This window comes from Caulobacter sp. GW821-FHT10E02, assembly GCF_059415225.1.
In genome coordinates, this window is the sequence record NZ_JBWKMV010000006.1 from 19,609 (window position 1) to 37,496 (window position 17,888).

Annotated in this window: 16 protein-coding genes; 1 reads left to right on the plus strand and 15 read right to left on the minus strand. The window is 70.2% G+C overall.

The features are described from left to right. Positions 1-5: 5 nt before the first annotated feature. From AC07NI_RS24760 to AC07NI_RS24805, 10 genes are read right to left on the minus strand one after another with little or no spacing between them, the layout of a single operon-like run. On the minus strand, positions 6-1,220 hold the full coding sequence (locus AC07NI_RS24760; RefSeq protein WP_494624122.1) for a TraB/TrbI/VirB10 family type IV secretion system protein: 1,215 nt from the start codon (positions 1,218-1,220) through the stop codon (positions 6-8). After that, positions 1,217-2,266: a P-type conjugative transfer protein TrbG gene (gene trbG, locus AC07NI_RS24765; protein WP_494624124.1), complete on the minus strand. Its 1,050-nt coding sequence runs from the start codon at positions 2,264-2,266 to the stop codon at positions 1,217-1,219. The genes AC07NI_RS24760 and trbG overlap by 4 nt, the downstream gene beginning before the upstream one ends. After that, positions 2,263-2,949: a conjugal transfer protein TrbF gene (gene trbF / locus AC07NI_RS24770; RefSeq protein WP_494624126.1), complete on the minus strand. Its 687-nt coding sequence runs from the start codon at positions 2,947-2,949 to the stop codon at positions 2,263-2,265. The genes trbG and trbF overlap by 4 nt, the downstream gene beginning before the upstream one ends. 18 nt (positions 2,950-2,967) lie before the next feature. Further along, a complete protein-coding gene (gene trbL / locus AC07NI_RS24775) occupies positions 2,968-4,272 on the minus strand; it encodes a P-type conjugative transfer protein TrbL (RefSeq protein ID WP_494624128.1) in 1,305 nt (434 codons plus the stop codon). Between the two features lie 8 nt (positions 4,273-4,280). Next, positions 4,281-4,511, minus strand: coding sequence for a hypothetical protein (locus tag AC07NI_RS24780; protein ID WP_494624130.1), 231 nt, complete (start codon positions 4,509-4,511; stop codon positions 4,281-4,283). Beyond that, on the minus strand, positions 4,508-5,233 hold the full coding sequence (locus AC07NI_RS24785) for a TrbJ/VirB5 family protein (protein WP_494624132.1): 726 nt from the start codon (positions 5,231-5,233) through the stop codon (positions 4,508-4,510). The genes AC07NI_RS24780 and AC07NI_RS24785 overlap by 4 nt, the downstream gene beginning before the upstream one ends. Then, positions 5,230-5,526 carry a hypothetical protein gene (locus AC07NI_RS24790; protein ID WP_494624134.1) on the minus strand — a complete coding sequence of 99 codons (297 nt, stop codon included), beginning with the start codon at positions 5,524-5,526 and terminating at the stop codon, positions 5,230-5,232. The genes AC07NI_RS24785 and AC07NI_RS24790 overlap by 4 nt, the downstream gene beginning before the upstream one ends. Then, complete coding sequence (gene trbE / locus AC07NI_RS24795; protein WP_494624136.1) at positions 5,516-7,978, minus strand: conjugal transfer protein TrbE; 2,463 nt, start codon at positions 7,976-7,978, stop codon at positions 5,516-5,518. Before trbE ends, AC07NI_RS24790 begins: the two co-directional genes overlap by 11 nt. A 5-nt stretch (positions 7,979-7,983) precedes the next feature. Further along, positions 7,984-8,247: a VirB3 family type IV secretion system protein gene (locus AC07NI_RS24800; protein ID WP_494624138.1), complete on the minus strand. Its 264-nt coding sequence runs from the start codon at positions 8,245-8,247 to the stop codon at positions 7,984-7,986. Continuing rightward, positions 8,247-8,597 (minus strand): TrbC/VirB2 family type IV secretion system protein, encoded by a 351-nt coding sequence (locus tag AC07NI_RS24805; RefSeq protein WP_494624140.1) that lies wholly within the window; start codon positions 8,595-8,597, stop codon positions 8,247-8,249. The genes AC07NI_RS24800 and AC07NI_RS24805 overlap by 1 nt, the downstream gene beginning before the upstream one ends. Positions 8,598-9,252: 655 nt before the next feature. Between AC07NI_RS24805 and AC07NI_RS24810 the strand changes: the two genes are divergently transcribed. Continuing rightward, positions 9,253-9,450, plus strand: a complete 198-nt coding sequence (locus AC07NI_RS24810; RefSeq protein WP_494624142.1) for a helix-turn-helix domain-containing protein — start codon at positions 9,253-9,255, stop codon at positions 9,448-9,450. 24 nt (positions 9,451-9,474) lie between these two features. Here AC07NI_RS24810 and AC07NI_RS24815 read toward each other — a convergent pair whose 3' ends face one another. From AC07NI_RS24815 to AC07NI_RS24835, 5 genes are all read right to left on the minus strand, one after another. After that, positions 9,475-10,947: an MFS transporter gene (locus AC07NI_RS24815; protein ID WP_494624144.1), complete on the minus strand. Its 1,473-nt coding sequence runs from the start codon at positions 10,945-10,947 to the stop codon at positions 9,475-9,477. Next, the gene (locus tag AC07NI_RS24820; RefSeq protein ID WP_494624146.1) at positions 10,944-11,702 is read right to left on the minus strand and encodes an alpha/beta hydrolase; all 759 of its coding nucleotides are present in this window, start codon (positions 11,700-11,702) and stop codon (positions 10,944-10,946) included. The genes AC07NI_RS24815 and AC07NI_RS24820 overlap by 4 nt, the downstream gene beginning before the upstream one ends. A 72-nt stretch (positions 11,703-11,774) precedes the next feature. Next, positions 11,775-14,855, minus strand: coding sequence for a TonB-dependent receptor domain-containing protein (locus AC07NI_RS24825; RefSeq protein ID WP_494624148.1), 3,081 nt, complete (start codon positions 14,853-14,855; stop codon positions 11,775-11,777). A gap of 105 nt (positions 14,856-14,960) precedes the next feature. Beyond that, a complete protein-coding gene (locus tag AC07NI_RS24830; RefSeq protein WP_494624150.1) occupies positions 14,961-16,409 on the minus strand; it encodes an MFS transporter in 1,449 nt (482 codons plus the stop codon). Continuing rightward, complete coding sequence (locus AC07NI_RS24835) at positions 16,406-17,812, minus strand: MmgE/PrpD family protein (protein ID WP_494624152.1); 1,407 nt, start codon at positions 17,810-17,812, stop codon at positions 16,406-16,408. The genes AC07NI_RS24830 and AC07NI_RS24835 overlap by 4 nt, the downstream gene beginning before the upstream one ends. Positions 17,813-17,888 lie beyond the last annotated feature (76 nt).

The window sequence follows — 17,888 nt, forward strand, 5'->3', positions numbered from 1 at the left end:
CCGCATCACGGACCTCCCACTGCTTCGGGCGGCAGGATCAGGTCTTTGTCGACCATGACCCGCACCGGGAAACCGGGCCGGATCCGCAAGGTCGGGGCGCGCTGCAGATCACGCTCGACCAGGCGCTGACCGGTCTGGCTGGCCTGGCTGGCCACCCCGCCGGCGGCGTCCTGCAGCACCAGGTTGTCGCTGCCGCGCGCCTGGCTGTTTTGCGCCGCGGCCGCGCCGATCGAGATCAGGGTCGACAGGCCGATCGCCCGGGCCAGGACCGGAAGATGGGCGTCCACGCGATCCGACAGGCCCGCCGCCCCGGTGGCGTCCGCGCCGGTCATGCCGCCCAGCTCGACCGAGCGCCCGTTCGGATAGATCAGCCGCGTCCAGACCAGCAGCACCCGGTCCTGGCCGTAGCCGACCTGGCTGTCGTACTTGCCGATCAGCCGCGCGCCCTGCGGGATCAGGACGAAGCGGCCCGTGCGGTGATCGAAGACCGGCTCGGTGACCTGGGCGACGGCCATGCCGGGCAGGTCGGAGTTGAGGCCGGTGATCAGGGCCGCGGGGATCACCGTGCCGGCCTTGATCTCATAGGGCGACAACGGCGGCTGGGGCAGGGCGGGGCCATAGGTTGGTGCGGCCGCCGAGGCCCGAGCGATGAAGGCCTCCTTGGCCGAGCCGCCGCTGGCCGCCGCCTGCGGCGGGGCCGAGGCCTCAAACGCCATAGCGGGCGCGGCGGGCGCGGCCGAGGACGCGGCGGTCGAGCCCGGCGCTCCGCCGAAGAACGGCCCGGCCCTCGCCGCGGCGTTGCGTTCCTCCGCTCCGCGCTGCTGGGCCGGCGTGAGCGGCGGCGCGGCGCCCGAAGCGCCCGGTCCCGCCGTCGCGGGCGAGGCCGGCGAGACGCGCGGGGCCGGCGCTATGGTCCCAGGCGGCGGACCCAGCTCGCCGTAGTTCGCCGGCAGGCGATCATCGATCGGCGCGGCGGCCGCCGGCTCGGGATTGGGCGGCGGCGGAGGCGGGGCCTTGGCCGACCTATGGCCGCCGCCGAAGGCGATCATGAACCCCAGGCCCACCAGCAACAGCACCGCCAAGGCGGCCGCGGCGATCACCACGGGCCGGTAACGGGTGATCGGTCGGCGCGGCGCGTCCAGCACCGAGCGCGGCGAGGCCTTGGCCGCGGCCGTCACCTCGGGCGGAACGCCCGGATCGGGCTTGGTCGCCGGGCTCAAGGCTGGCCGCCCGCGCGCGTGATACGCACGACGTCCTGGCGCTTTTCGCCCAGGCGAAGCTCGGCGCGATCGATCAGCCGGTCGACCACGTAATAGACGCCCTTCTGGCGATAATTGACCAGCTCGGCGCGGTCCTTGTCCCCGAGCAGGAAGAGCGGCGGGGCCGGCCGGGTGGCGAGGTCGGCCGAGAACTCGACATAGGTCTTGGCGCCGTCGTCGAAGACCCTGACCGGGGTCCAGGGGGGCGGGCGGCGGCCCTTGGGCTCGATGCGATAGCGAAAGTTCAGCCGGTCGACCGCGACGTCGCTGGCCACGCCCGCGGCTTGCTGGGTCTGGGCCGCCGCGACCGCGCGCTCGCGCTGGGCGGCCGCCTCGCGCGCCAGGTCCTGGGGATAGTTCCAGCTCAGCACGCTGGTATAGGCGCTGGAGGCGGTGCTGACCGCGTCGATCAGATAGGTCCGCTGGTCGGTCGTCAGCACGATGTTGGTGCGAAGGTCCGGGCGGATCGGCTTGACGAAGATCACCACCTGGAGGGCCTCGCCCGATCCGGCCTCCGTCTCGCCCAGCACCCAGCGCACCGTGTCGCCCGCCGCCTTGGAGATCAGCTTCTCGCCCGGCTTGAGGGTGATGGTGGTCAGGAACCGGGGGCTGGTGTGGATGGTGTAGAGCCGGCCCGGCTCGAAATCGTAGTAGAGCGCCGAGTTGACGTAGGCCCCAGGGCTTGGCCAGTCGCGCGCCTGGGCGTTGGCCTGGGCGATCGTCGCCAGCGATCCGCTGGCGGACCGGGAGCGGGGGCGCCTGGTCCCATGGCGGACGGTGCGGGCCACGGGCCTGGCCGAAACCTGGGGCCCCGGCGTCGCCGGCCCGGCCGAGACGGGGCGGGCCAGGCCCGGGATCGGCGGACGAGCCGTCGAGGATCCCGGCGCGCTGGAGGCGGCGGGCGAGCGTTCGGCGGCGGCGGGCGCGGGACGGGGCGCCGCGCCGAGGCTCGCCACGGCCAGGACGGCCAAGAGCGCCGCGCGGGGGCGCGAGGACAACGGGGTCATAGGTCGCGGCTCCATTGGAAACTGGTGATTTCCAAGCCCTTCGGATTTTCCAGAAGTTGGGCTTCGGTCTTCGGCGGTCGGCTGCCGACCGTGAACAGGCCCGTCCACCGCTGCGGCGGGGCGACCACGCCCTGGTCGTAGGTCGTCTCGCGCCACTGGACCTGGAAGGTCGCGTCGCTGCGCGGCAGCACCGAGACGATCTCGACGGCCACCGCCTCCTGGCCCAGGCGCTCGGCCGGATTGTGGTCGCGGGCGTACTGCATGAGCGTTGCCTGGGCGGCCTTGCCCGAGGCCCGCTTGGCCCGTTCCCAGTTTTGCCGCAGCACCACCCCGTCGGTGCTCTTGCCGCGAACCTTCTCGACATAGTCTTTGACGAAGGCGGCCTTGTCGGCCTGGTCGGGCGTATAGTCGGCGTCGGCCAGCTCCACGCGCCCGACCTGTCCGTATCGGTCGACGGGCACGATATAGGTGCGCACCCGGCTGCTCTGGCGCTCGTAGATGTAGCCGCCGAGCGACAGGGCGGCCAGGCCCGCGCAGGCGAACGCCATCAGCCGCCAGTTGCGCGCCTGGACGCGGGCCCCGCCGATCCGGTCGTCCCAGACCTGGGCGGCGCGATGATAGGGCGTCTCGGCAGGCGCGGCGTCGCCGTAGCGTTCCTGGGCGCGCTTGAAGGTCGGGGACATGGCGAGGAGCTCCGGCGCTTAGGCTTCGTCGGTCGGCGGATGGATCTTGGGCATGCCGACGGGCTGGCCGGCGGCGTCCTCGCGCCAGGGCGCGGCCCCGGCGCCGGCGGCGGTACGCGCCGCACCGCGCCGGGCGGGCGCGGGCGAGGCGGGCGGCTCCTCGGCCCCGGCCGTCCCCTGCGAGGCCGGCGGCTCCGATGGCGGAGCGCTGGCCGGCGGCGGCGGGGTGAAGGACGACCTGGCGCGCGACACCACGCTGCTCACCGACGGGCCGCCGCCGCTGGGCCCGGCTCCGCTGGGGCCGCCGCCGGACGGGGGCGCAGATCCGCTGCCGGATCCCGCGCCCGGGCCGCGTCCGCCCGCCAGACCTCGCAGGCCCGCCGCGCCCCGGGCGGCGCTGGCTCCGGCCCCCGCCGCCAGTCCGCCGGCCGCCCAGCGTCCGGCCAGGGCCAGGCCGCCGGCCGTGGCGGCCAGGCCCACGACGCTGGAGGCGGCCGAGCCGGCGCTCAACTGCGGCGATCCGCTGACCTGGGCCGCGGCGATGGCGGGGATCTTCAAGGCCAGCATCAGAAAGACGATGGCGGCGACCAGCAGCCCGCAGCTTTCCTGCCAGGTCGGCTCGGGCGAGACCGTGTAGCTGGTGAAGATCTGCTCGCCGATCGAGATGACGAGGGCCAGGGCCATCAGCTTGACCCCGACGGCGGGCACATAGGCGATCGCCCGCTCGGCCAGGAACGAGGTCTGGGTGAGGATGCCGAAGGGCACCATCACGAACGAGATCAGGGTGACGACATAGAACTCGATCACCGTGACCACGACCTCCACCCCCAGGAGCACGAAGGCCAGGATCACGCCGATGATGACGATGACGGTGACCAGGATGGTGTCGATGTGGGTGAAGAAGCCCACCCCCATGCCCTCGCTGGCCAGGCGGCCGACATATTTGAGGAGGTCGAACGCCACCTCCAGCCCGTCCCAGACGATCTTGGACGGCGAGTTGAGCAGGTCGGCCACGCTCATGCGCCCGCCCCCCGCCTTCAGCCCCAGCGCCGTGAACCCCTTGATCACCGTCAGGGTCAGGGCGTGCCAGCTGGCGATCAGCCAGGCGAAAAAGCCAAACAGCAGCAGCTTGCGGATCAGGGCCGCCGGCACGTTCTGGCCTTCGTCCAGGGCCCACAGCAAGGCCGACAGGCCCAGGCTGATGACGATCAGCGCCGCGAAGGTCGAACGCACGTCGCCTTGGATCAGGCCAAACCCCGCCCCGACCTGACTGGTGAAGCGCGCGATGAACTCGTCCAGGGCGGCCGGGGAGGCGGTCTGCATCCGCGCGCCTAGTGGAGGTCGCGCTCGGACAGCCGTCCGGGCGCGCGCTGGATGTAGGCGACCGAGCACGGATCCTTGGAATCTCGGATGTCGGGGTCCGGGCAGCGACGGGCCTTGGGGGCCGCAGGCTTGGCGGCGACCTGTTGCGGCGCCTGGGCGGTTTTCTGGCCGCAGGCGGCCAGCGGAAGGGCCAGCGTCAAGGCCAAGCCCAACAGCAGGGCGCTCGAGGATCGGGTCATTGCAGGACGTCTCCGGAAAAACGAGGCGCGCTCCGCGTCACCGCCGAATTGCGCTGTCGGTCGGCCTCGCCCTTAGTGACGACGGCGCGACGTTCGGCCTCCAAGGTTTCGGCCTGACGGGCCTGGGTGATCATGAGGGTCTGCAGCTGGGTCAGCTGGGTCGACAAGGCCGCCAGCAGCTGGTTGGTGGCCTGGACCGCCGCGGTCTGGCCGGCGGCCGCCTGGGAGGCGCCCACGGCCGAGGCCACCGCCTGGCTGGTGGCGCCCTGAGCCTGGACGATCTGGTTTTGCACCTGCATGGCCTCCTGCAGGGTCTGGCGGCTGTTCTGGCTCCAGGCCGCCAGGCGCGAGGCCAGGTCCTGGGCCGAGGCGCCCGTCAGGTCGGACGGATAGAGGTCGGCGAAGCCCTGGCTGATGCTGGCGGCCTGGTAGCCCAGGCCCCGGGCCTGTTGCAGCAGACTGGTGGCCTGGCCGGCGATGTCGCGCAGCGGCCCGGTGACGTCGACGCCCAGGGTCTGAAGCATCCGCGCCTGCTGGGCCAGCTGGCTCTGCAGCGCCTGGACCTGCTGAAGGCCCTGCTGCACCTGCTTGATGGCCTGGGCCACGGCGGCCGGATCATAGACCGTGACCTGGGCGCGGGCGGCCGGGGCGAGACCGGTCAGGGCGAGGGCGCCGCCCAGGGCCAGGGCGGACGACATCAGCGCGCGGCGCGTGCGGATCATCGGGGGATCTCCAGAGGTGAGGGGCGCGAGGAGTCCGGCTCCGGCTCACGCGCGCCGGCGTGTCTGGCCAGGACAAAGGCGGCCAGGCGGTGGCGCGCCAGGAGCGCCAAGCCCAGCAAAGCCAGGCCCGTCGCCAAGAGGGCCGGACTGCGCAGGGCCGGGGCCAGGACCATGGTGATGACCGTCCCGGGGGTCAGGCTGAGGACGAAGGCCAGGCGGGCCAGACGCCGCCCCGACGGCGCTTTTGGAACGAGCGGATCGACCGCGGAGCCGGGCTCGGGATCAGGCCGCATGCCGGGCCTCGTCCAGGAAGTCGCCGACCTCGCCCAGACCCTTGGCGCGGTAGAAGGCGGCGGCGAAGCCGTCCTCACCGACCTGGACCAGCAGGCGGTCGATCAAGGCTTGGTCGGCGGGGCTGGCCGAACCGACGGCGGCCAGGGCGACGGGACCCAGGCCCAGCTCGAACAGGCGGTTGCCTGCCGCGCTCTGGTAGTAATATTCGCGCTTGGGCGCGGCGCCGGCGATGATCTCGACCTGCTGGTCGTTCAAACCAAAGGCGGCGTAGATCCGTGCGACCTGGGGTGAGCGCGCCTCCGGATTGGGCAGGAAGATCCGGGTCGGGCAGCTCTCGATCAGGGCGGAGGCGATGGCGGAGTCGGTGACGTCGGACAGGCTCTGGGTGGCGAAAAGGACGGCGACATTGAGCTTGCGAAGGGTCTTGAGCCACTCGCGGATCTTGTCGGCGAAGGCGGTCGACTCCAGCAGCAGCCAGGCCTCGTCGAGCACGATCAGGGTCGGGCGTCCGTCGAACCGGCGCTCGAGCACATGGAACAGATAGGTCAGCACCGGCCCCAGGATCGCCGGGGTGGCCATCAGCTCGCCGACCTCGAAGGTCTGCCATGGCCCCTCGGCCAGGCTGTCGCTCGCCGCGTCCAGCAGATAGCCGTAGGGCCCGCTCAAGGTGTAGGGGGCCAGGGCGGCCTTGATCTCCCAGCTTTGGGTGGTGGCCGACAGGACCGTCAGGGTGCGTTGCGCCACCGGCCCGGCGGCCAGGTTGCGCAGCGCCGACCACAGTTCTTCCTTGATGGCCGGGTCGGGCTGGACGCCTTCGTTGCGCAGAAGATCCAGCAGCCAGCCCTGGGCCCAGCTGAGGTCCTCGGGCCGATCGAGCCGGGCCAGCGGCTGGAAGCTAGGCGGGGCGGAGGCCTGCCCGCCAAGGTCGTAATACTGGCCGCCGACCAGATAGGTCGCCGCCCGCGCGCTGCGGCCCTTCTCGAAGATGAAGACCTGAGCGCCCGGATAGCGCCGCCACTGCAGGGCCGTGGTGTTGAGCAGCACCGACTTGCCCGCGCCGGTCGGCCCGACATAGAGGCCGTGGCCGACATCGCCCTGGAAGAGGTCCAGCCGGAACGGCGTGGTGGCGTCGGTGCGCGCATGCATCAGCGGCGGCTGCACCCCCGCCGCGCCCTGCTTGGCGCATTCGGCTGTCAGGTGGGCGTTGATCGCCGGTCCGGGCCAGATCGCCGACAGCGGCAGCAGGTCGCAGAGATTGAGCGTGCTGATCATGGGCCGGCGCACGTCGGCATAGACCTGGCCCGGCAGGCCGCCCAGCCAGGCCTCGACCGCGTTGAGGTCCTCGACCTTGGTCACGAAGCCGGCGCGGTTGATCACCGCCTCGACGGTGCGCACCTTGGCGGCCAGGCGATCGGGATCGATGTCGGTCAGGGTGATGGTGGGGGTGAAATAGCCCATGGCCGCGGCGTCGCCGCCCAGGATCGTCAGGGCCGCGTCCGCGTCGTGGGTCTTTTGCAGGGCGTCCGGATCCTCCAGCAGCGAGGGCTCATGGGTGATGGCCTCCTTGAGGATGGCAAGCATGCCCTTTCGCTTGGCGAACCAGCGCTTGCGCAGGGTGGTGATGGCGCGCCGGGCGTCTTCCTTGTCCAGCGGCAGGAAGCGCGACACCCAGCGATAGGCCAGGCCCAGGCTGTTGAGCTGGTCCAGGAGGCCCGGCCAGGAGGCGGTTGGAAAGGCGCGCACCGAGATCGTGCGCAGGAAGGTCTCGCCCAGGCGCGGGTGAAGGCCGCCCAGGAAATCATCGTCGGTCAGGATCGCGTCCAGATAGGCCGGAGGATCGGGCGGCGTCAGGCCATGGGCCTTGGTCGAGACGCAGGCGTGCAGATAGGTCAGGGTCTGGCCGTCATCGAGCGCGCGCACCATCGGAAAGACCGCCGCCAGGATGTCGCGCACGCCGGCCACCGTGGCCTGGAAGTCCTCCAGGGCCAGGCGATAGAGGGCGCCGGCTCCCCGACCCTGGGGCAGGTTCTCGACCAGCAGGCTCTCGGCCCGGCCGATGGCGTCGTCGGGCGGCAGATAGGTGAAGGTCGCGAAGAACCGGCTCTCGAAATGGGCCCCTTCGGCCTCGAAGGCCGCGCGCCGCTCCTCGTCCAGCAGGTGGCTGACCGGATCGGGAAAGGCGGCGGCGGGATAGGCGCGCGACGGGGCGCGCACGGCCTCGACATGCAGGCACCAGCGCGAGCCCAACCGCCGCAGGGCGTTGTTGAGTTGGGCGCGCGCGCCCATCAGCCCGGCCGGGGTGGCGCTGGCCAGATCCGGCCCGCGAAACTCCAGCGTGGTCTGGAACGATCCGTCCTTGTTGAGCACCACGCCGGGCGCGATCAGCAGCGCCCAGGGCAGGTGGTCGGACAGGCGGCTGGAACGCGAGCGATACTCGTTGAGGAACAGCATCGCGCCTAGCCGTCCAGATAGGCCGGTTGGCGCAGGTGGCGGCCCAGGATGTCGAAGACGTGGGGATCGCGCTTGGTCATCCAAAGCGCCGCGCCAAAGAGCAAAGCGCCCAGCGGCAGGCCGATCCACGGGGTCTGGAGGCCCAGCGACAACTCCGTCGTCAGGGCTCCGATCAGAATGGCCGGGACGCGCGGCACCCCCGCCAGGGTCACGGGCTCCGACAGCGAGCCGTGAAGGTCGATCTCGAAGCCTTCCGGCGCGCCGGGCATCAGAACCCCGCCCCGCCGGTGAAGCCCAGGAACGGCAGGAAGAAGGTGGTGGCGCTGAACGCGATGCACAGGGCGAACAGAACCTGCATGCCCTTGCGCACCCAGGAGCCGCCTTCGGAGACCGCCACGCCCAGCGCGGTGATGGCGATGGAGATCACCCCGATGGCCTTGGCCACCGGTCCGGTGATGGAATCGGCGATGGAGGTCAGCCAGCTGTCCCAAGGCATGCCGCCGCCCGTGCCGGCGGCCAGGGCCGGCTCGGCCAGGACCAGGGCCAGGACCACGCCGATGGCCAGGGCGCAGGACGGCGACGGCCGCGGCGAGGAGGACCTTTTGGGGGCAGGGGGCATGGACGTCTCCCGGTTGTGTCGGGAGGACCATCGCAAGGCCGTTTGGCGGCGACAATTCCGAGGAAACTTAGGGCGAAGTTCTGCGGACGGTGGAAATACCACCGGAAAAACTCAGTGTTTGCAGAAGCTTAAGCATAGCATGGCGGCTTGGGCGGCGGCTAGAGGGGCTAAAAGCAGGCTTGTGAGATTCTCATAGGGGATTTTGATAAAATCCGCCTATATCTCCAGGGTCCGGACGATGTCCGGTGAGTCGGTCGCATCGCGTCTCGGGGGGCGCGACGTCGGCCAGGGTTCCTGACGCCGGCCCTTGGCCGGTTCGCCAGTCGAGGAGGCATGTCGCTCAGGGCTTGGCTGTTCGCCGCCCCCCGTCATCGCAAAGCATAGCGCAGGCGAGCTGAAGACACCCGTGTTCAGCGCGGACATCTGCACGCCTGTCCCCAAGTATTCCTTTAGGTATACATAAACTACGCGGCTGACTTTCAGGTTGTATTACGTTTTAGACCTGATAATCATTCGCGAATGATGCCGGTTTTCGTCCGTCAAAGCCCGGCATGACGAGTGTTCGCCGCTTGAGAACGGCCGGTACCATGCGTTCGTCGACCGCGGCTTTGGTCTGAAGCCGGCTGTTTCGAGCAGCTGGAGAGTATCGCGTTCCATGGCTAGCGTTCTCACCCCGCGCCTGCGGCAATGCATGTCCCTCGCGCGTGACGGCAAGACGGCGGTCCAGATCGCCGCCGCGCTGGGTCTGTCCTATCGCACCGTCAATCAGTACCTTTCCGAGGCTTACAAGCGCCTGGGCGCGCGCAATCGCGCCCAGGCCGTGTCGATCGCCATCGCGCTCGGCGAGATCTGATCGCGGGCCTGGAGCCCGCCAAGGTCATGGACCGTCGGCGGGCTCCAGGCCGATCTGGGCCTGACGCTCGGCCAGGACTTGCAGATTGCGCTCGTGCTGGCCCTGGGTGACCCGGCAGTAGCGCAGGCTGGCGATCGCCCCGGCATAGAGCAGGGCGACGGCCGGGATGTAGAACAGGGCCAGTTTTTGCAGGGTGTCGGGGTCCACCAGGCCCGGCTTGGCCGCCTGGGGGAAGGCCACCAGGGCCAAGACCAGGCCCGAGGCGAACAGTCCCGCGCCGTTGGCCGTCTTGTGCAGGACGTTGTCGGCCGAGATCAGCAGCGCCTCGCTGCGCCGTCCGGTGCGCACCTGGCTGGCGTCCGGCAGGTCGGTGAACATCGAGGTCACCGAGATCTGGGCGGTGAAGGCGAAGACGTTGGACAGGAACACCTCGCCAAACAGGATGCGAAACAGCCATGGGGAGTCGTTGTCCGGCATCACCCCGGCCAGGCGCAGGGTCAGGGGCGTCAGCGCGATCAGCATGGCCGCCGCGTAGCAGAGGGCCGCCGTCGTCGGCTTGCCCAGGCGCTTGGAGATCCTCGGCGCCAAGAAGACCGCCACGATCGAGGCGCCGATCCCGGCCATGACCAGGGTGCCCAGTTGCTGGGGCTCCAGCTCCCAGAAATAGAGGTTGAAATAAATGGTCAGCCCTTCGGCCAGGCCCGTGGCCACCGCGACGAACATCCCGCAGGCGGTCAGGATCCACAGGTCGCGCGAGGACAGGGTGGAGAGGATTTCTCCGGCCACCACCCGCAGGGAGACCTTGCGGCGCGCCGGCTTGTGGAACCACTTGATGCGGTGATGGGTGCCCAGGGCGGCGACGAGGATCGCCAGGAAGATCGCCGTGGCCGCGATCGCCCCATAGGTCTGGTAGCTGGCCAGGTCGAGCATGCCGCGTGGATTGTCGGCGTCCCTGCGGAAGATGACCTTGTAGGCGCAGAGGCTCATCAGCAGCGCGCCCAGCACGCCCATCAGATAGAGATAGCCCACCTGCTCGGTGCGCCGGTTGTAGTCGCTGGTCAGTTCCGGAACCATGGCCGAGGCCGGCACCTCATAGAGGGTGTCGAACAGGCGCACGCCGATCACCGTGGCGGCCATCCAGGCCAGGGTCGCCACGTCCGACCATCCGGCCGGCGGGCTCCAGATCAGGAAGAAGCACACCGCATAGGGCAGGGCCGAGGCGTACATGTACGGATGGCGACGGCCCCAGCGGGTGATGGTGTTGTCGGAGATCACCCCGACGATCGGATCGAGCAGCCCGTCCAGGATCATGGCGGCCATGATCGCCGCCCCCACCCAGGCCGGCGGCAGGCCCACGACCTGGTTGTAGAAGATCAGCAGGAAGGCGCTGAGGCCGCGGACCTTGATGCCGCGCGAGACCGTGCCCAGGGCGAACACCAACATCGTCGAGCGCTTGAGCGGCGGCGGACCGGCGGCCCCGGAGTCCAGAGCGGTCATTGGGCGGCGTCCGAAGCGGCCCGGGCCTGCGCGCGACGAGACGGCTGGGTCGCGCCGACGAGAACCTCGGCCAGGGCGTCTGGGGCGTCGATCATCAGATCGTGGCCGCCGGCCAGGCTGACGGCTTCCCACGCCGGATCCTGACGCAGCCGCTCCAGGACGCCGACGAACGGCCGCAGATGATAGCCTTCGGCCATCACATAGAGCCGTCGCCCGGCGAACGGAGCTTTGCCCGTCAGGCGCAGGGGCTCCTGGCAGGCTTTCAGGGGCTGATGGGTCATCAGGTCCTGGACCCATTGGCGATCGGCCGGATCGACGATGTCGAACCGCTCGGCCGGATAGATCGACATCTTCCAGCCCTCGCCGTTCTGCTGGGCGTCGGCGATGATCGCCTCGGCGATCTGCGGCGGATAGAAGTCAAAGACGCACTGGCCGTCCTGCGGGATCACGGTGTCGACATAGACCAGGGCGGCGATCTGGCCCGGCGCGCGGTCGGCCACGCCCGTGATGACGAAGCCGCCATAGCTGTGGCCGCAGAGGACCACGTCCTCCAGCCGCTCGAACGCCAGGACCGCCAGGATGTCCTGGATGTGGGTCTCCAGCCCGACGGCCGGGGAGGCCAGGTGGGCCCGCTCGCCCAGGCCGGTGAGGGTGGGGGTGAACACCTGGTGGCCGGCCGCGCGCAGGCGCTGGGCCACGCGCGCCCAGCACCAGCCGCCATGGAAGGCCCCATGAACCAAAACGAACGTCGCCACGGCGACCTCCCTGGACAGAGTGTTGGAAAACCGACCTTGGGCGGGCGGGCCCGCCCAAGGTCGCGGACGCGACTAGAAGCGCTTGCGCAGGGAGACCTTGACCGTGCGGCCGTAGGGATTGGCCGTGAACGGGTCGTAGCCCATGTCCAGCCGCGCGAAGGGCGGGTCCTTGTCCAGGAGGTTCTCCACCGACACCGTCGCCGTGGTCTCCGCCGGCAGGGTGAACCGGGCGGTCAAATCGGCGGTCGTGAACGAGCCGATCGTCTTGCCCTTGGTGGGCGCGACATTGTTGGTGGAGGGACTGGCCTGGAAGATGGTCGTGCGCTGATCGGTGTAGCCGTCGACATAGTTGATCGTCAGGCGCAGGCCGAACCGATCACGGTCATAGGCCAGGTTGGCCGAGCCCTTCCATTGCGGCAGCGGGGTGGCGACCGTCTGGTAGTTGAGCTTGCCGACCGCGTCGAAGCCGGTGTTGACCTGCACCCCGGCCACGGACGTCGCGCCGATCTTGTAGTCGATGACATAGGACGCATCGACGCTGGCGCTGATCGAGCCGCCCGCGAACGGCTGCTCATAGGAGCCCATGAAATCCAGGCCCGAGGTCTGGACCCGCGCGCCGTTGTTGGAATGGACCATCAGCGGCGCGCCGCTGGTGCCCGCGGCCACGCCCTGGCAGGTCGCGGCGTTGCCGAACACATAGGTGACCAGGGCCGCGTAGGCGGCGACCGCGCAGTTGTTGGATCCGGTCGTCCCGGTCGGGAACAGGGTGTTGACGATGTCGGCCACCGGATCGGTGCTGATCGGGTCCTTGAAGTTGAAGCGCCAGTAGTCGACCGAACCCCGGAAGCCGCCGGCCTTGACCAGGACGCCGGCGTTGTAGGTGTCGGACTTCTCCGGCTGCAGGTCGGGATTGGTGTAGGTCATCACGGCCTTGAAGCTGCCCAGCACCTGCTGAAGGGAGGTGGCCGTGCGCGCCGTGGTCAGGGTGATGGGCGGGCCGCGGAACGTGGTGCCCGCCGAGCCGCGGAAGGCCAGCCACGACAGGGCCTGCCAGCGCACCCCGATCTTGGGATTGAAGGTCGAGCCGCCCTGGGACCCGTAGTCCTCGTAGCGGCCGGCCAGCTGGACGTTGAGGGCGTGGGTGAGCGGCAGCTGAAGTTCGCCGAACACCGCCCCGATGCCGCGCTCCACATCGATCGGCATCTGGGTGCCAAGGAAGCCGAACGGCCCGCGCTGATTGGCCGGCGAGCAGGTGGTCACCCCGTAGAGGTCGGAATTGACGCACGGCGAGATCAGCACGTTGGTCAGGTCGTCATAGGCGCTTTCGAAGCTCTCGCGCCGGTACTGCGCGCCCAGGGCCCAGGCCACGTCGCCGCCCGGCAGGCTGATCGGCGCCAGACCCGAGATCAGGGCGTTGGCCTCCAGCAGTCCATAGGCCTGGTGGGCGGTCGTGGGCTTGTAGAACCAGCTGATCAGGGTCGGATCATTGGCGACCGCGGGGTTGAACTGCGGATTGACCACGCCGTTGAGGACGTTGGCGGCGATGGCGTTGGAGAACGGGTTGAAATAGAGGCACCCGCCCTGGCCGGGCGTTCCGCTGTTGTAGTTGCAATTGGGGCCGCCCAGGCCGCGAAGGGCCAGCTGGAAGCGGTTGACCAGGCTGTCGTAATTGACCCGGTCGCCGACATCACGGCTGTAGTTGACGTTGACGTCGTAGGTGATCTTGGAGGTCAGATCGCCCTTCAGCCCGGCCGTCAGGCGATAGGCCTTGAACTTGACCGAGCTCTCGGCCGCCCCGCCCGCGTCGAACAGCGGGTTGCCGGCCATGATGATCGGACGATTGAGGGTGTTGAAGAACGCCGCCCCGTTGGTCGACAGCGAATTGGCGATCTGGGTGGCGGTCAGGCCCGCGGTGTTGGCCACCGCGGGGTTGGACGCGCGCAGCCAATTGGCGAAGTCGACCAGGCCCGGATTGCTGGCCGGGATCCAGTAGCGGGTCGCGCCGGTGATGGGATTGTTGAAGAAGGCCGGCGCGCCCTGCAGGGCCTCGGCGGTCGGGGTGGCCAGCATGGTGCTGGACGGGGCCGAAAGCTGCTCGGGCACGTTGGTGCGGGAATAGAGCCCCTCGACATAGAGCTGATGGTGGTCGCTGACGTCGTACTTGACCTGGCCAAACAGCTGGTAGCGGTCTTCCTTCTCCACCAGATTGAAGAAGTCGATGCTGCGGTTGTAGCAGGCCGGCGAGCCCGAGCCGGCCACCCCCGCCACCCCGCCGAGCGGCGCGCACTTGGGATCGGTGAACAGCACCCCGTTGGTCAGCAGGAAATCGCCGGGATTGTTGGTGACCGAATAGCCCTGCGGGTTGTCGGCATAGCTGAACTGGGTGAAGTCGCGCTTGGTCAGGGGCAGGGGCGAGCGGTGCTGGTAGCCGGCCGACAGCAGCACGCTGGCGCGCTCGTACTTGCGGCCCCAGACGGCCGACAGGGTGTAGTCGCCGTCCGAGTCGGGCACGTAGCGATAGTCGCCCGACAGCTCCAGTCCCTCGAAGTTCTCACGGGTGATGAAGTTGACGACCCCGCCGATGGCGTCCGAGCCATAGGTGGCCGCCGCCCCGTCCTTGAGCACCTCCACCCGGCCCAGGGCCGCGATGGGGATGATGTTGGTGTCCACCGAGCCGGAGGTGTTGCCCCCCAGCATGGCGTTGGGGGCCATGCGCCGACCGTTGATCAGCACCAGGGTCCGCTGGGGCCCAAGGCCGCGCAGATTGACCGAGGCGCTGCCGCCGGTGCCCTGGGCGCGGCCGTCGAACTGGTTGCTGTCGCCCAGGATGCCGCTGGACACCGTCAGACCCTTGAAGAGGTCGACCATGTTGGGCGCGCCCTGGCGGGTCAGCTCCTCCAGCCCCAGGGTCTGGACCGGCAGGGCGGTGTCCTCGGGCGTGCCGCGGATCAGCGAGCCGGTGACGATGATCTCCTCGACCATGGTGTCGGTCGGGGCCTGGGCGGGCGCGGCCGGGGTCTGGGTTTGGGCCTGGGCGGTCTGGGCCTGGGCGGTCTGGGCCGCGGCGACGAAGGCGAGCAGGCTGGCCGAGGCGGTCAGCGCAGCGACGTAGGACCGCGAGCGCGCGGTCCGCAGCGTGTTGGCTTGGTTCATGTTCACTCCCCTGTTTGTTTTTATGGGTTCAAGACCGGCCGCCGCGGATCGCGGACGGGCGGCTTAGACGTTGGTGAGTTCACGCTTGTCGCGCGTCGGCCGTGGTCAGCCGGGCGCGGTCACTGGCGTTGCTCCTTTCGCGCTTGGGGTTGGCGGGCTTTCGCCGGCGTCGGCGATCACGCGGCGATAGCCGCGGCGGGCCTGCTGGATCAGGAGGGCGCCCAGAACGCCCGCGCCGATCACCACCACGATCATCGCCAGGCGAAGGCCGTGGGCGGAGGGAAAGACGCGGTCGCTCAGGGTTCCGACCAGCAGCGGGCCGATCGAGGTGGAGACCACGCCGACCAGCAGGGTGTGCAGGCCCGCCAGCCGGGCGCGGATCGGGGAGGGCAGGGCCTCGGACAGGGCGTCCAGGCCCGCGATCGAGGGCACATAGCCCCAGAACGAGGCCATCGGCCAAAAGACCAGGGTCAGCCAGGGCGTGGGCATCGACAGCCCGAGGGTCGCGGCCAGGGTGAAGCAGGCCGTCGCGATCAGGGCCAGAACCATGGGCGCGTCGGTGACGCCCCGCCGCTTGAGCGCCGTCAGCATACGGCCCGACAACAGGCAGCCGGCCAGGGTCGGGATCCCGCACACGCCGGCCGACCAGATCGCCGCCCGCGATCCAGGCCAGCCATGGACGCGCTCGAAGAACACGATGTTCCAGCTGTTGAGCACGAAGCCGCCCATCAGCAGCACCGCCACGCCCAGGAACAGCCCCAGCGACAGTCGCCAATGGACGCGCAGGAAGACCAGGGCGCTGGAGCCTTCGGCCATCATCCGCTTGGGCGCGGGCTGGCGCGGCGGCTCGCGCAGCACCGCCAGGGTCACCGCCGCCAGGATCAGGCCCAGGGCCGCGAAGGTCATGAACAGGCCCTGCCAGGGCGCGACATGACCCAGCAGCGAGGTGGCCGGCAGAGGATGGCGATGCAGCTGCATGACCAGCAGGCCGCCCAGGATGTTGGCGCTGATCCCGCCGATCACCCCGGCCGCGGCGTAGAGCGAAAAGGCGTTGGGGCGGCCCTCGGGCGCGACCGTGTCGCTGATCAGCGACACGGCCAGCGGAAAGAGCATGGCCTCGCCCGCCCCGACGCCGGCCCGGGCCAGGAACACCCAGAGGAACGAGCCGCCGATCGCGGTGGCGAAGGTGGCCAGGCTCCAGAACAGCACCGCGCCGGCCAGGACGAGGTTGCGCCGCCCCTTGTCGACGAGATAGCCGCCGAGCGGGCTGACCAGGGCGTAGCTGAGACCAAAGGCCAGGCCCGACAGCAGGCCAAGCTGGCCGTCGCTCAGACCCAGCAGGTGCTTGAGCGGCTGCATGGCCTGGCCGAAGATCACCCGGTCGCTGGCGGCCAGAAGATAGCCCAGCAGCAGCAGGGTCAGGACGACGACGGCGCGGCGCTTGTCGTAGACGGGACCGGTGGGTCCTGTCGCCTTGACCGTTTCGGCGGCGTGGACGGCGTAGGCCGCCTCGCCGGCCGGGGCGGCGATCTCCGCGGCGATCGGGGCGCTCACGCCAAGGCTCCGGCGCGCGGGGTCACGAGCGCGGCGTCGGGCGCCGGATCGGGCGCCAGCAGGCGCTCGAGCCGCTCGACATCGGGGGCGTCGTCCAGGCCGCGCAGCAGCGCCAGCAGGTCCTGGGACGGGGCCGGCGACAGGGCTCGCGCCGCGCAAGCCAGGAATTTGGCGTCCAGCGCGGCGTCGGGGAGGGGATTGTAGATTCCCCCGCCCACGGGTCCGGGGGCGCGGGCGTTGAACACGCGGCCGTTGGCCAGGCGCACGGTGACCTCCGCGCCGACGTCCTGGCCAAGCTTGGTCCCGGTCATGTCCGGATGGATTTCCAGGCTGACCTTGCCCATCAGGGCGCGGCGCGCGGGCTGGGCGTAGGCCTCGCCGTCGAAGTCGCTCAGCCCCACGCTTCCCTGGGTCAGGGCGGTGGCCACGCAGAACTGGGTGGAGAACATCGCGTCCATGGCGTTGCGCGGATCGGGCCGATTGACCTGGGGCATGCGGCGCGGATGCATCTGCACCCGCACGTCCTGGATTTCGTCGGCGACCAGGCCCTCGGCGACAAAGTCGCGGGCGATGTCGATCGCGGCGTGGAAGATGCCGCAGCAGGGGTACTGCTTGATGGCCACCCCGAACCGGGCGATCTCCAACGGCGCGTCGGCCTTGATCTCCAGCTCCGCGGGCGTCCTGCTGGCGCCGAACGCGGCCAGGAACCCCTGGCGATGCTCGAAGACCTCCGGCGAGGCGGTGAACCCCTCGCGCGCCAACAGGGCGGCCGTCAGCCCCGCGCGCGCGCAATGGCCCGCGCTCAAGGCCTTGGCCATGAAGCCGCCGTTGGCCATCAGGCCCGAGGCGAGATTGGCCGCCACCCCCAGGGCCATGGCGGTTTGGCCGGGGTCCAGGCCCAGGAGCCGGGCGCTCGCCGCGGCCGCGCCGAAGATCCCCAGCGAGGTGGTGGTGAACCAGCCGCGCTCCCAGTGGGCGGGGTTGGCCACCCGGGCGACCAGCGCCTGGGCCTCGAAGCCGGCGGCGACGGCGGCGATCACGTCGCGTCCGCTGGCGCCGGTCTCGCCGGCCAGCGCCAGGACCGAGGCCACGCACATGGCCGGATGGCCGCCGAGCGAGGCGCTGGAGCAATCGAAGTCCAGGGCGTGGGCGGCCATGGCGTTGAGCTCGGCCGCCAGCATCGGACCGTGACGCCCCGAGCGGCCCCAGACGGCGCGCTTGCCGGGCCCGGCCTCGGTGGCCTTAAGGCGGGCGGCCAGGCGCACGGCCGGCTCGTCGATCCCGGCCAGGGCGACCCCGACGGTGTCGAGGATGGCGACCTTGGTCCAATGCAGGGTCGGCGCGTCCAGGCTGTCTGGACCGATCAGGGCGATGCGCTCGGCGATCGTCTGGGACAGAGTCATGGCTTTGGTCTCCTCACCTTTCGAAGGCGCTGGCCTTGGACGCCGGGCGCTTGGCGGGACCGTCCGGCGCTCGACA